The sequence below is a fragment of the Actinokineospora alba genome (assembly GCF_004362515.1).
Taxonomy (GTDB): domain Bacteria; phylum Actinomycetota; class Actinomycetes; order Mycobacteriales; family Pseudonocardiaceae; genus Actinokineospora; species Actinokineospora alba.
Map to the genome: position 1 here is coordinate 3743473 of NZ_SNXU01000001.1, position 13399 is coordinate 3756871.

The window sequence follows — 13399 nt, forward strand, 5'->3', positions numbered from 1 at the left end:
GGACGGCCACCGAGAAAGCTCTCGGTGGCCGCCGCTCAAACCCGTCACTATGAGCCGTCGAACTCCCGGGCCGCCAGTGCGCGGACGATGCCCGCGCGGCCCTCCGAGACCAGCCTGCGCAGCGCGGGCGGGTGCTCGTCGGCCAGCCACGCGTCCGAGGCGTCCACTGTGGACTGGGTGACCGCCCACGCCGGGTACAGCCCCAGCGCGACCGACTGGGCCCGCTCGCTCGACCGCCGCGCCCACACGTCCGCCACATCCGCGAAGTACCGCGTCGCGTACGGCGCCAGCAGCTCACGCTGGGCCGGGTGGGAGAAGCCGCCGATGATGGCCTCGTTCACCGCGTTGGGCAGTTCGTCGTCGTGGACCGCGCGGCGCCAGGCCTCGTCCTTGGCCTCCGTGGTGGGCCGCAGCGCCATGGCCCGCTCGGCCTGCCGGTGACCGGTCGCGGTGGAGTCGGTCTTGAGCTCCGCCTCGATCTCCGAGTCGTCCGCCGCGCCGTGGGCGACGAGCGCGTGCAGCAGCCGCCAGCGCAGGTCGGTGTCGACGAGCAGGCCCTCCAGCGGCGCCGACCCGTCGAACCAGCCGCGCAGGATCGCGACCTTGGCGTCGTCGAGGACCGACCCGGCCAGGGAGTTCACGAACGCCAGCTGGTGGTCCGACCCCGCCTCGGCGGACGTGGCCAGCTCCAGGATGCGGTCGGTGAACAGGGTCCAGCCCTGCGGCACCCAAGCCGTGTCGGCGTAGGAGGCGATCGCGGTCTGCGCCTGCAGCAGCAGCCGCTGCACCACGCCGACCTCGCTCTCCGCGGCCAGGCCATGGCACACCAGGCTGACGAAGTCGCGGGCCTTCAGCTCGGCCTCGCGGGTCATCTCCCAGGCCGCCGACCAACACAGGGTCCGCGGCAGCGGCTCGGTGATGTCGCCGATCCGGTCGATCAGCGTGGTCAGCGAACCGGTGTCGAGCCGCATCGTGCAGTAGGTCAGGTCGTCGTCGTTGACCAGGACGAGCTTGCCCCGCGGCACCCCGACCAGCTCGGGCACGACCGTGCGGTCACCCTCGACGTCGATCTCCACCCGGTGCGTGCGCACGAGCTTGCCGTCGACGTCGTCGTAGACGCCGATGGCGACCCGGTGGGTGCGCAGCTCGCCCTTGCCGGGCTTCGCACCACCCTGCATGACCGCGAACTCGGTGAACTTGCCGTCCGCGTCGACCTCGAAGCGCGGCCGCAGCGAGTTGAGGCCGGTGGTCTCCAGCCACTGCGCGCTCCACCACGACAGGTCGCGCCCCGACGCCTGCTCCAGCGCGCCCAGCAGGTCGGACAGCGTCGCGTTGCCCCACGCGTGCTTGTCGAAGTACACGCGAAGCCCGGACAGGAAATTATCCAGCCCCACGTAGGCCACGAGCTGCTTCAGGACGCTCGCGCCCTTCGCGTAGGTGATGCCGTCGAAGTTGACCTCGACCGCCTGCACGTCCGGGATGTCCGCGGCGACCGGGTGCGTCGACGGGAGCTGGTCCTGCCGGTATGCCCACGACTTCTCGATGTTGGCGAAGCTGGTCCACGCGTACTTGTACTCGGTGGCCTCGGCCTGCGCGAGCACCGACGCCCAGGTGGCGAACGACTCGTTGAGCCACAGGTCGTCCCACCAGCGCATGGTGACCAGGTCGCCGAACCACATGTGCGCCATCTCGTGCAGCACCGTCTCGCAGCGACGCTCGTAGGCGTAGCGGGTGACGCGGCTGCGGAAGACGTAGTCCTCCAGGAACGTCACGCAGCCGGCGTTCTCCATGGCCCCGGCGTTGAACTCCGGCACGAAGCACTGGTCGTACTTGCCGAACGGGTAGGCCACACCGAAGTTGCGGTGGAAGAACTCGAAACCCTGCTTGGTCTCGACGAACAGCCGGTCGGCGTCCATGTGCTCGGCGAGCGAGGCGCGGCAGTAGATGCCGAGCGGGATGGTGCCGGACTCGTCGGTGAACTCGTCGCGCCACTCCGCGTACGGGCCCGCGACCAGCGCGACCAGGTACGTCGACATCCGCTCGGTGGTGGTGAACACGTGCCGGACGGCGCCCGCGGCCTCCTCGGCCGACGCGCTCGCCGCGTTGGAGATGACCTTCCAGCCACTCGGCGCGGTCACGGTCATCGTGTAGACGGCCTTGAGGTCGGGCTGGTCGAAGCAGGCGAACATGCGCTTCGCGTCGGCCGTCTCGAACTGGGTGTACAGGTAGACGCCCTTGTCGACCGGGTCGACGAAGCGGTGCAGACCCTCACCGGTGTTGGTGTAGTCGCACTTGGCGACGACGGTCAGCTCGTTGGACTCGGCGAGGTCGGTGAGCGCGAGGCCCTGCTCCTCGTCGTAGCCGGACACATCCAGCGCGACACCGTTCAGCTCGGCTGACTCGACGGCGCCGACGAGGTCGATGAACGTCGAAGCGCCCGCCTCCCGGCTCGCGAAGCGGACCGTCGAGCGCGAGGCGAAGGTCGTCTCGCCAGGCTGGCCGGTGCCGTCGGTGAGGTCCAGCTCGATGGAGTACGACTCCACCTCCAGCAGCGCGGCGCGCTGTTGGGCTTGGTCTCGGGTCAGGTTGGGCGCGGCCACTAAACACCTCGGTCGACTCGTTGGCGGGAACTGCGGAACTCGGCACTGACAATCGCATCCAATCACGCGGGACCGCGTCAAGGTGGCGAGGAGTGCACGGGAAGCTTTCCGGGTAGTGCTGGGTTGGAGCCGACGGGGGCACCGTCCTCCGCCGAACAGGCGCTGACATCCGATGGGGAGATCCCACATGAGTTCGACGAAGGTCGACTTCTACTTCGATCCCGCCTGCCCGTTCGCCTGGATCACCTCGCGGTGGATCCTTGAGGTCGAGCGGCAGCGGCACCTAGAGCTGGACTTCCGAGTGATGAGTCTCTCGGTCCTCAACGAGGGCCGCGAGCTCGAGGACTGGTATCAGGAGCTGATGGACAAGGCGTGGGGGCCTGTGCGCGTGCTCATCGCCGCCGCGCGGGCCCACGGGGACGGCGTCCTGCGCGATCTCTACACCGCGATGGGCACCCGCATCCACAACGAGGGCGAGTCGGACTATGACCTCGTCGTCGAGGAGGCGCTCGCCGAGGTCGGTCTGCCCGCCGAACTCGCCGCCGCGGCCACGAGCACCGACTACGACGAGGCGCTGCGGGCCAGCCACCACCAGGGCATGGACCCGGTCGGCGATGAGGTCGGCACCCCGACGATCCACATCGATGGCGTCGCGTTCTTCGGCCCGGTCCTCACCTCGATCCCGCGCGGACAGGACGCCCTCGACGTGTTCGACGGCGCCCGGCTGCTCGCCGGCTACCCGGACTTCTTCGAGCTCAAGCGCACCCGCACGGGCAAGCTGAACTTCGATTAAGTCGCTGCCGTCGACCGGCTCCGGCCACTAGCTTCACGGTGATGCGAAAGGATCAACCGTGAAGCGAGTGGCCGGATCTTTGTTCGGGTTGGCGTACGGGGACGCGCTCGGCAAGCCGACGGAGTTCATGACCGTCGAGGAGATAGACCGCGTATACGGCCCCAACGGTCCACGCGACCTGGTGGGCGACCCGGCGCTCGTCACCGACGACACCCAGATGGCGCTCGCCGTCGCCTGGGCGCTGCACGGTGTGGACCACCTCGCGGCCGAGGTGCTTGAGCCGCGGATTCGGGAGCGGTTCATCGCGTGGTCGATCAGCCCGGAGAACAACCGCGCGCCGGGGATGACCTGCCTGCGTGCGGTCGCCGGGCTCGCCGAGGACCGGCCGTGGACCGAGGCGACGATGACGGGGTCCAAGGGTTGCGGCGCGAACATGCGCGTCACTCCGGTCGGCCTGCTGCCCGGCCTCGACCTGGACACCCTGGCCGCGGTCTCGCAGCTGCAGGCGGCGATGACCCACGGCCACCCGACCGCGCTCGCCGCGTCGGAACTCACCGCTTACGCGACCCGGCTCCTTGTCGACGGTGAGTCGCCCGCCGAACTTGTGGCGCTGCTGCGCGAGCGCTGCGTCAGCCGGCGCTCGGTCTACCGCGCTGACTGGCTCGGCACGCTCTGGCAGCAGCCGGGCGCGACCGACGAGCGCGACTACATCGCCCGCGGCTGGGACGAGTGCGCCGCCGTCCTCGACCGGCTGGCCGCCGCGCTGGCGGTACCCGACGACGGCGGCGACGCGTGCCTGGCCACCGGCGCGGGCTGGATCGCGGAGGAAGCGCTGGTCACCGCCCTGTACTGCTTCCTGCGGCACGTGGACGACCCGGTCGAGGCCATCGTCCGGGGTGCCCGCACCTCCGGTGACTCCGACTCCATCGCCGCGCTGGCGGGCGCCTTCGCGGGCGCGGCGCACGGCATGGACGCGTGGCCCGCGCACTGGGCCGACCGGATCGAGTACGGAGATCAGCTGTCCGAGTTGTCACAGCACTGGGCGGATGCGGATATGGAACAGTTGCGTTAATCGCCACCGCTTGGAGGACACATGTCTGCACCCGTCACGACCCGCACCGGCCACGTCATCGGCGGCAGGCTCGTCGACGGCGCGGGCGAGCGGATCGACGTGGTCAACCCGGCCACCGAGGAGGTCATCGCCTCGGTGCCCGCCGGCACCGCCGCCGATGTCGACGCCGCGGTCGAGGCCGCGACCGCCGCGTTCGCCGCCTGGTCGGCGACCAGCCCGGCCGACCGCGCCGCCGCCATCCGCCGGGTCTCCGAGGGCATCGCCGCCCGCCGCGACGAACTGGCCGCGACGATCACCGCCGAGATGGGCTCGCCGCTGTCGTTCTCGACCAAAGTCCAGGCGAGCCTGCCCGCGGCCACGTCGGCGGGCATCGCGAGCCTGATCGAGAACGGCTACTCCTTCGCCGAGGAGATCGGCAACTCGCTGGTCCTGCGCGAGCCGGTCGGGGTCGTCGGCGCGATCACGCCGTGGAACTACCCGCTCCATCAGATCGTCGCGAAGGTCGCCCCCGCGCTGGCCGCGGGCAACACGGTGGTGCTCAAGCCCAGCGAAGTCGCCCCGCTCAACGCCAACCTGTTCCTGGAGATCCTCGCCGAGGCAGGCATCCCGGCGGGCGTGGTCAACCTCGTGCACGGCACGGGCCCGGTCGTCGGTGAGGCGATCTCCCGGCACCCCGGCATCGACATGGTCTCGTTCACCGGGTCCACGAACGCGGGCAAGCTGGTCACCCAGGCCGCGTCCGAGACGGTCAAGCGGGTCGCGCTGGAGTTGGGCGGCAAGTCCGCCAACGTCGTGCTCGACGACGCCGACCTGGCGCGCGCGGTCAAGATCGGCGTGGCCAACACCTACATCAACGGCGGCCAGACCTGCACCGCGTGGACCCGGATGCTGGTGCCCGCGGCGCTGCACGACCAGGCCGTCGAACTGGCCGCGGCCGCCGCCGCGAAGTACACCGTCGGCGACCCGCTCGACGCGGCCACCCGAGTCGGCCCGATGTCGTCGGCCGCCCAGCGCGACCGGGTCCTCGAGTACATCAAGGTGGGCCAGGACGAGGGCGCGACCGTCGCGTACTCGGCCGCTGACCTGCCCGAACGCGGCGCGTACGCCCCGCCGACGGTGTTCGCCGGGGTCCGCCAGGACATGCGGATCGCGCAGGAGGAGATCTTCGGCCCGGTGCTGTCGATCCTCCCGTACGCCGACGAGGACGAGGCCGTGTCCATCGCCAACTCCACCATCTACGGGCTCGCAGGCGCGGTGTTCTCCGGCGACCAGGACCGGGCCATCGCGGTGGCGAAGCGGCTGCGCACCGGCCAGGTCGACGTCAACGGCGGTGCGTTCAACGCGCTGGCGCCCTTCGGCGGCTACAAGCAGTCCGGCAACGGCCGCGAGCTGGGCAAGTACGGCCTGGAGGAGTTCACCGAGGTGAAGTCGATCCAGCGATAGCGGCGCGCTGGGCCACGACGAACCCGGCGTCGACCGGTTCGCCGTGGCCCGGCACGACCACGCGCGGGTTCAGCGCGAGCAGGACGTCGAGCGCGGCGGGCCAGTGCTCGGGGTGGCTGTCCTCGCCGACCGACGGCGGCGCGCCTTCCTCGACCAGGTCGCCCGCGAAGACGACGGCGGCGTCGGGGATGTGGACGATCACGTCGTTGTCCGTGTGGCCCGGGCCCGGGTGGATCAGCTCCACGGGTCGACCGCCGAGGTCGAGCGTGGTCCGGTCGCCGGTGTCGTGGTCGGGCAGGACCAGCCGCGCGCTTTCCAGCCGCTCGGCGAGTTCCGGCTTGCCCTCGGCGCGGTACTTGGCCGCCCAGGACTCGACCTGCGCGCCCGTCGAGACGGCCATCTCGGCGCGGCAGCGGGCGTGCGCCCAGACCGGCGCGGGCAGGAGCGGGCTGGTGCCGAGGAAGTGGTCCCAGTGCGCGTGGGTGATCACGATCGTCCACGGCAGCGCGGTGATCTCCCGGATCGCGGTGGACCATTCGAGGCCGTGGGTCTCGTCCGGGCCGGTGTCGATCACCAGGCAGCGCTCCTGGCCCACGACCAGGCCGAGGGTCTGATCGAGCTCGGGGTAGCGCCGGGCGAAGACCCCGTCCGCTATCTCGAGCCACCTCATGACTCGAATACTCCGTCGACGAGCCGCGGGACGGTGGTGCTCACACCGTGCCGCGCGGCGAGGTCCACGTCGCCCGGGTGCCCGCCCGCGATCAGCTCACGGCCCGACGAGCACTCCCGCAGGATCGCGGGAAGGTCGTCGGCGAAGGCGAGGAACGCCGCTTCGGCCAGCCGGGCCTCCGGCGAGAGCCGCCCGCCAAGCGCGTGCGCGATCGCTCCGGCGCCCAGTTGGTCCTCCACGCACGGCCGCAGGGCTCCGACATGGCCCCATCGTTCGGCGGCGGCGATGATCCCGACCGGGCCGGTCTCTATGGCTTTCGCGATAGCGGGAGCGTTGCGCAGGCAGCCGGCGAGCACGGTCACGCCGGTCTCGGCGGCCGCCGCGCTCAGCGTCGCGCCGTTGGGGGAGGGGAGCGCGAGGAACGTCCCCTCGGGCAGGTCGACCAGCGACGAGGGCCGCAGGGTCCACGGGCCGTCGCCGGGCAGCGCGGCGCCCGCCGCCCGCGCCTCGGCCTCGCCGCGTTCGTCCCGCCATCGGACGGGCAGGACACGGCCACCGCGCGAGACGGCGATGTCCACGGAGGTGGAGAAGGACAGGACGTCGACGATCACCAGGACCGCGCACGTGCGGGCCAGCACGGCGACGCCGTCGAGCCCCCACTCCACGCGCACGTCGAAGCCGGCCTGGTCGAATGAGGGATCGGTCACCCCGCCAGCTTTCCAGGTGGCCTCGACAGGGCCGAACGGGTGACGGGATGGCACACTTCGGCGCGTGCGTGTCTACCTGGGTTCAGACCATGCGGGCTTCGAGCTGAAGGCCCACCTCATCGACCACCTCACCGCCGCCGGGCACGACGTCACCGACGTCGGCCCGCACACCTACGACGCGCAGGACGACTATCCGCCGTTCTGCATCGAGACCGCCCGGCGCGTTGTCGCCGACGAGGGCAGCCTCGGCGTGGTGATCGGCGGGTCCGGCAACGGCGAGCAGATCGCGGCGAACAAGGTCAAGGGCTGCCGTGCCGCCCTGGCCTGGAGCGTCGACATCGCCAAGCTGTGCCGCGAGCACAACAACGCCCAGGTCATCGGCCTCGGCGCGCGCCAGCACACGACCGAGGAGGCCACGGCGATCGTCGAGGCGTTCCTCGAGACGCCGTTCTCCACCGACGAGCGCCACGGCCGCCGCATCGCCCTGCTCGCCGACTACGAGCGGACCGGCGAGCCGCCCGTCCTGCCGTAGTGCCCGAGGGCCACACGCTGCACCGCCTCGCCCGGACGCACCAGAAGCAGTTCGCCGGTGCGCCGGTCGAGGTGTCGAGTCCACAGGGACGCTTCGCCGCTGGAGCGTCCCTTGTGGACGGACACGTGCTCGTCCGCGCGGAGGCGCACGGCAAGCACCTGTTCCACGTCTTCGGCCCGGAGACGATCGTCCACGTCCATCTAGGGCTCTACGGCACGTTCGACGGCGCCGTGATCCCGGCGCCGCCCCCGGTGGGCCAGGTGCGCCTACGCCTCGTCGGCAACACCCACTGGGCGGACCTGCGCGGCCCCAACACCTGCGAGATCTTGACCCGCGCCGAGGTGAAGGCCCTACGCGACCGCTTGGGCCCCGACCCGCTGCGCCGCGACGCCGACCCGGACAAGGCGTGGGACCGGATCTTCCGCTCACGCACACCGATCGCGGTGGCGCTGATGGACCAGTCGGTGATCGCCGGCATCGGCAACGTCTACCGAGCGGAACTCCTGTTCCGCCACGGCCTCCACCCGATGGTTCCCGGCCGCTCCCTGGACCGTGCACTGTGGACAGACATGTGGTCGGACCTGGTAACCCTGATGCGCCAAGGCGTCCGCCGCAACCGCATCGACACGGTCCGCGATGAGGACCTCCCCAAGGCAACCGGCCGCGCCCCGCGCAAGGACCGCCACGGCGGCGAGGTCTACGTCTACCGCCGCGCAGGCCAACCCTGCCTGGTGTGCGGAACCGAGGTAGCGGGCAAGGTCCTAGCCGCCCGCAACCTCTTCTGGTGCCCCACCTGCCAACCCACCTAACCGCGAGTCGCCCCTCCCGGCAAGTGAGTCGCCCCGTCCGGCAAGTGACTTCGACATTCGCGATTCGCCAATGTCGAACTCGCTTGCCTCAAGGGTGAACTCACTTGCCGGGAGGGGCGACTCGCGGGTTAGAAGTCGAAGCCGCCGCCCATGTCGCCGAAGCCGCCGCCCATGTCGCCGCCGAAGTCCCCACCCATGTCACCACCGGCGTCACCACCGCCGTCACCGCCCATGTCGCCCTCGCCGCCGCCCATGGCGTCCTCCTGGCCGGCGTCATGCCCGGATTCCCAGGCCTGGGCCCCGGCGATCCCCGCCATGCCGGAGAACATCGCGCTGAACAACAGCACCGAGCCCATGCCCCAGGCGCCCGCCACGAGCGCGGGCTTCCACCATGGCTCGCTGTACCAGCCCTGCGGTACCGGCCGACCGGCCACACGCCCGCCCGGGTAGTAGTGCGGTGTGTTGCGCCCCGGCGCCGGGGACGCCTCGTAGTCGTGTCCTTCCACGCTCACCCGGCGGTCCTCGGTGACCTGGCCCGCGCGCCGCGCCTCCGGGTCGACCGGCAGTTCCGGCCCAGGGTCGAGCCCCATGGCCCCACGAGCGGCGCGGACGTAGTACAAGCCCTCCAACGCAGTCTTCGTGACCAGCCTGCACTGCTCGACCGTCTTCGCCTGCTCCATCTGCGACCCGGCCGCGGTGTACCGCTCGGAAGCGTCAGCCATCGCCTGCTTGGACGGCTCGTTCGTGCCGGTCAGGTTCATCACCTGGCCACCCAGCCGCTCCACCCAGCGCCGGGCGTCGGCCTGGGCGTCTTCCAGCTGGGTGCGCCGCGCGCCCGCGCGGCCACGCATGGAGAAGAACGCGACCGCGATGACCACGACGATGAGTACCAGCAGCACGGTCGATTCGGTCATCGCGACCCTCCAGGTGGCCTTGAACGCGTCTCACAAGGCTCAACGCCGGACCGTACCGGCATGGTTCCCGCGTCGCCGCTCAGAACACCTCGACGCAGGCGGGCTCGCGTTCGGCCAAGAACGCCGCTGACAGCGCGGCAACGGCACCGGGCGTGTGCTCCCGGACCCGACCGGCCGCCGCCAACGTCGCGATCCGTGTGCCGCCGAGGAACGCAGCCGCGAGGTCGGTCGTGCTGGTGGAGACATCTGGCTCGTCGGTGCTGCGCGTGACCTCCGCGGCGCCGTCGGCGTCCACAGTGAACCGCCAGCGGCCCGCGTTCCACGGGCAGAACTCGTCGGCCACCTCCAGCACGACATCCACCGCGCTCGCGTACCCGCGGGCGCACAACGCGCGGTCTATGTCCACGAGTCGCACGAACATCCCGTCGTACCGCGAGCACTTCGCGGCCCTGGGCGTCTGCAGCAGCCACGGGAGCGGATCGTCGACACCGGCGTTGACGTCGACCCACTGCACGAGGTCGATGTCGAGCAGATGCCGGGCAAGCGCCGCATAGGCCTGCGGCGTGTTCGCCACCAGCTCGCGGACCAGGACCCGGCCATCCGGCCCGCGGTCGGTCCAGCCGTTCTTGACCCGGTAGGCGACGTAACCGTCCGGGTGCACCGCGAACCGCAGCCGCGACCCGCCGCCGCGACGGTTCTCCAAGTCGAGGAAGTGGTACTCCCAATGGCCGGCGCCCCGACCCAACGCGCCGACCCGGTTCTCCGCGTACCGGTCATAAAGCGGCCGAATGACAGGCAGCGCCTCTTCGCGTGGCAACTCCCGAACCCGATCGACACCGAGGTCGATCCCCGGGCGGAACGGCGTCTTCGCGGTGATCTCGTAGTTCACGAAATCGGTCGCCAAGCCGTAGCCGAACCGCCCGTAGATCGCCGCCTCGCTCGCCCACAGTGCCGCTATCGGCTCCGCGCCCGACTCGTGCAACCCGTGCAGCTGCGCACGCATCAGCCGGGTCAGCACCCCGCGCCGCCGGTGGTCGGTCGCGACCCCGACCGACGTGACCGCGGCGACCGGTGTCTGTCCCCGCCCCGGAACGCAGACCGAGCGGGTCAAGATCTGGCCGACGCCCGCGAACCGCCCATCGGCGACCAGTGCGAGCGACCGCTCCGGCTCGAAGACGGTCCGCTCGGACTCCACGACGCTGTCGACGTGGTCATCGTTGAGGAACGCCTTGGCGAGCACCCCGGCGAACTCGGGGAGATCGTCATCGGTCAGCGGACGGATCGAGTAATCGTCGTTGGCCACACTTGGTGTCTACGCGCCCCGAGCGTCCGCCGCCACGGGATTTCCGTCAGGCGAAGAACGGCTCACTCACGTCGAGCCCGTGCTCGACCCGCCGCCGCACGGACACGGCGACATCCAGCTCGTCGAGCCGCTCCGGCTCGACCCACACTGCGTCCACGCCGAGCTTGCCGCCTACCGGCCGACCGCGGAAACAAAGCGCGAGCTGCTCGGCCGACGACGGATCGTCGTAGATCCCGACCAACCCGGTGATCTCGATATCGACCCCGGTCGCCTCCGCGACGACCCGGCTCGCGGCGACCGCGACCGACTCGCCCGTGAACGCCGGGCCCTGAGGAAGGTGATGACTGAGGGAGCCGGAGGAATCCCGGCGACGAAGCATCAGCAGCAGCCCCGCGTCGTCGAACACCACGGTGCTCGTCGCGACGACGGTGCGCTGAGCCGATCGCACGTCCTGAATGAAGTGGTAGCCGGATTGCGACATAGCTACTGGATACCGAGTCGATCATGGGAACACCATGGAGTCGCACCGAAAGGGGTCTTATATCACCCGACTGGCTGTGGTGCATGACACTCGCGAAAAATATTGCCACGAAGTACCGGGAAACGGCGCCTCATAAGGAAGTGGCGGCAAGATCCAGAAGGACCTCACCGCCACCGAAACCGAGCGGGCGACGGGAATCGAACCCGCGTAGCTAGTTTGGAAGACTAGGGCTCTACCATTGAGCTACGCCCGCGTGCGCCGGGCGACCCGGCAACGGAGGCCAGCTTAGCGGTACGGCTAAGCTGATCGCGCACGACCCCGGGGTGTGGCGCAGCTTGGTAGCGCATTCGCTTTGGGAGCGAAGGGTCGCAGGTTCAAATCCTGTCACCCCGACGAAGGCCCCGTCTCCACTGGTGACGGGGCCTTTTGTTGTGGAAGCGGTGGTCATCCCCGATCCACCGCTTCCCCGGCTCCCTCGCCCCGGCGGACGAGGGAGCGTCGGCGAGGTCTAGCAGTCCCGGAGTTCGGGGGACTGGTTCAGCAGCTGCCCCCGCGGCGAGATGAAGGCGCGGTAGCGCTCGCTGTCCACCGCGGACGGGGCGAAGCCGCCGACGCGGTGGCAGTTCTGGAAGGCCAGCTTCATCCCGAAGTGGCGCTCCAGCCCACCCCGGATCGAGTCCGACGCGAGAGCGCGCAGCAACTGCCCGCGCTCGGCCTCACTGGGCGGCGGCACCTCGTGGTCGGCGAACCCGTCCACGCTCTTCGACAAGCCATCCGCGACCGAGGAGATCACCTCCCAGGCGTACGGAAGTGAGGTGCGCACACACTCCACGAACTCGGCGTCGGCGACAGGGCCGCGTTCGGCGGCGGCCAGCAGGTCGGCGGGCACATCGAGAGACATCGAACCTCCAAGTAGTGCGGTCCCTCCCTCCCTACCGGCCTCTTGAACGCTGGACAAGAGAACCTGATCAACGTCACCGGTACGGGTCAAATCGGGTCACCCGGACGCCGGTATCCACCGGCACACGCAGCCGGTAGAGCCATGGGGAGTGATCTTCGGACTGTTCGTTCTCGCCCCCCGTTTCCCCCACCAGAGCGACCACGAATCACTCGACCGCGCCCATCGCGCGATCCTGGCCGCTGAAAGCGCCGGGTTCGACAGCGCGTGGATCGCCGAGCACCACTTCATGCCCTACGGCGTCTGCCCGGACGCGCTGACCTTCGCCGCGCACGCCCTGGGCGCCACGACCCGGATCGCCGTGGGTACCGCGGTCAGCGTGCTCAGCACCGCCCACCCCGTCGCGCTGGGGGAGCGGGCCCTGCTGCTCGACGCCCTCTCCGCCGGACGCTTCCGCCTCGGCGTCGGCCGGGGCAGCCCCCTGGTCGACCTTGAGGTCTTCCAAAGAGGCCTGCCCAGCTACGAAGAGGGCTTCGCCGACGGCCTCGATCTGCTGCTTCGGACAATGACCGGCCCCACGGTCTCCGGTGACCGCTGGTTCCCGTTCCGCGAAGTCCCGGTCGTCCCGGCCCCGACCACCAAGCCGCACCCGCCGCTCACCGTCGCCGCCACCTCACCGGCGACCGTCGACCTCGCCGCCGCCCGCGGCCTGCCGATGCTCCTCGGAATGCACATCGGCGACGACGACAAGCGCGCCATGGTCGACAGATACCGCCAGTCCGGTGGCCCCGAAGACGCCCCGCACGTGTCCGCAGTCGTCGCCCACATCGCCGAGAGCCGCGAACAGGCGGTGGCCGAGGTCATGGCCACCATGCCCGGCTGGCTCCGCACCGGCCTCGCCGCGCACGTGCCCGTCGACGGACGACCCCGCCCGAGCCGCGATCCCGAGGCCTATGCACGGTTGCTTTGTGACCTGCATCCCGTGGGAGATCCGGACTACTGCGCCGAGGTTTTAGACCGGAGCGCGCGCCGAACCGGGATCGGGCACGTCATCGCGATGGTCGAGGCGACCGGTGATCCAGACCGCACCCTGAAGACCGTCGAACGCCTCGGCGCCCAGGTGCTGCCCACACTGCGCACCCCGGCCGTCTCCGACCTGGGCAAGCTCGCCTAGACT

13 protein-coding genes and 2 tRNA genes are annotated in these 13399 nt (G+C 70.4%); 7 read left to right on the forward strand and 8 right to left on the reverse strand.

Annotated features, from left to right (window positions below):
- Positions 1-47: 47 nt before the first annotated feature.
- Positions 48-2600, reverse strand: a complete 2553-nt coding sequence (gene pepN / locus C8E96_RS17125; RefSeq protein WP_091372721.1) for an aminopeptidase N — start codon at positions 2598-2600, stop codon at positions 48-50.
- A gap of 187 nt (positions 2601-2787) precedes the next feature.
- Here pepN and C8E96_RS17130 point away from each other — a divergent pair, with 187 nt between their 5' ends.
- The 3 genes from C8E96_RS17130 to C8E96_RS17140 all read left to right on the forward strand — a co-directional run bounded on the left by C8E96_RS17130 (position 2788) and on the right by C8E96_RS17140 (position 5908).
- Entirely contained in the window at positions 2788-3393 is a 606-nt protein-coding gene (locus C8E96_RS17130) for a mycothiol-dependent nitroreductase Rv2466c family protein (RefSeq protein ID WP_228769770.1), read from the forward strand.
- A gap of 67 nt (positions 3394-3460) precedes the next feature.
- Positions 3461-4465: an ADP-ribosylglycohydrolase family protein gene (locus tag C8E96_RS17135; protein WP_228769769.1), complete on the forward strand. Its 1005-nt coding sequence runs from the start codon at positions 3461-3463 to the stop codon at positions 4463-4465.
- 21 nt (positions 4466-4486) lie between these two features.
- Positions 4487-5908: an aldehyde dehydrogenase family protein gene (locus C8E96_RS17140; protein WP_091372709.1), complete on the forward strand. Its 1422-nt coding sequence runs from the start codon at positions 4487-4489 to the stop codon at positions 5906-5908.
- Here C8E96_RS17140 and C8E96_RS17145 read toward each other — a convergent pair.
- Positions 5880-6578: an MBL fold metallo-hydrolase gene (locus C8E96_RS17145; protein ID WP_091372705.1), complete on the reverse strand. Its 699-nt coding sequence runs from the start codon at positions 6576-6578 to the stop codon at positions 5880-5882. The two genes, C8E96_RS17140 and C8E96_RS17145, sit on opposite strands and share 29 nt — an antisense overlap.
- Positions 6575-7285 carry a 2-phosphosulfolactate phosphatase gene (locus C8E96_RS17150; protein WP_228769768.1) on the reverse strand — a complete coding sequence of 237 codons (711 nt, stop codon included), beginning with the start codon at positions 7283-7285 and terminating at the stop codon, positions 6575-6577. Before C8E96_RS17150 ends, C8E96_RS17145 begins: the two co-directional genes overlap by 4 nt.
- 64 nt (positions 7286-7349) lie before the next feature.
- On the opposite strand from C8E96_RS17150, the gene C8E96_RS17155 reads away from it, so the two are divergent.
- Both C8E96_RS17155 and C8E96_RS17160 read left to right on the forward strand, forming a co-directional pair.
- The gene (locus tag C8E96_RS17155; RefSeq protein WP_091372702.1) at positions 7350-7817 is read left to right on the forward strand and encodes a ribose-5-phosphate isomerase; all 468 of its coding nucleotides are present in this window, start codon (positions 7350-7352) and stop codon (positions 7815-7817) included.
- Positions 7817-8626, forward strand: a complete 810-nt coding sequence (locus C8E96_RS17160) for an Fpg/Nei family DNA glycosylase (protein ID WP_091372699.1) — start codon at positions 7817-7819, stop codon at positions 8624-8626. The genes C8E96_RS17155 and C8E96_RS17160 overlap by 1 nt, the downstream gene beginning before the upstream one ends.
- Before the next feature lie 128 nt (positions 8627-8754).
- Here the strand turns inward: C8E96_RS17160 and C8E96_RS17165 are convergent, their stop codons facing one another.
- The 4 genes from C8E96_RS17165 to C8E96_RS17180 all read right to left on the reverse strand — a co-directional run bounded on the left by C8E96_RS17165 (position 8755) and on the right by C8E96_RS17180 (position 11577).
- Positions 8755-9540 (reverse strand): hypothetical protein, encoded by a 786-nt coding sequence (locus C8E96_RS17165; RefSeq protein ID WP_091372695.1) that lies wholly within the window; start codon positions 9538-9540, stop codon positions 8755-8757.
- A gap of 79 nt (positions 9541-9619) precedes the next feature.
- Complete coding sequence (locus C8E96_RS17170; RefSeq protein WP_091372691.1) at positions 9620-10843, reverse strand: GNAT family N-acetyltransferase; 1224 nt, start codon at positions 10841-10843, stop codon at positions 9620-9622.
- Between the two features lie 46 nt (positions 10844-10889).
- The gene (locus C8E96_RS17175) at positions 10890-11324 is read right to left on the reverse strand and encodes an NUDIX hydrolase (RefSeq protein ID WP_091372688.1); all 435 of its coding nucleotides are present in this window, start codon (positions 11322-11324) and stop codon (positions 10890-10892) included.
- 182 nt (positions 11325-11506) lie between these two features.
- A tRNA-Gly gene (locus tag C8E96_RS17180) sits at positions 11507-11577 on the reverse strand.
- 66 nt (positions 11578-11643) lie between these two features.
- On the opposite strand from C8E96_RS17180, the gene C8E96_RS17185 reads away from it, so the two are divergent.
- Positions 11644-11717: transfer RNA gene (locus C8E96_RS17185), tRNA-Pro, on the forward strand.
- A gap of 115 nt (positions 11718-11832) precedes the next feature.
- On the opposite strand, the gene C8E96_RS17190 is transcribed toward C8E96_RS17185, so the two are convergent.
- Positions 11833-12225: an SCO5389 family protein gene (locus C8E96_RS17190; RefSeq protein WP_091372685.1), complete on the reverse strand. Its 393-nt coding sequence runs from the start codon at positions 12223-12225 to the stop codon at positions 11833-11835.
- A gap of 148 nt (positions 12226-12373) precedes the next feature.
- On the opposite strand from C8E96_RS17190, the gene C8E96_RS17195 reads away from it, so the two are divergent.
- A complete protein-coding gene (locus C8E96_RS17195) occupies positions 12374-13396 on the forward strand; it encodes an LLM class flavin-dependent oxidoreductase (RefSeq protein ID WP_091372680.1) in 1023 nt (340 codons plus the stop codon).
- Positions 13397-13399 lie beyond the last annotated feature (3 nt).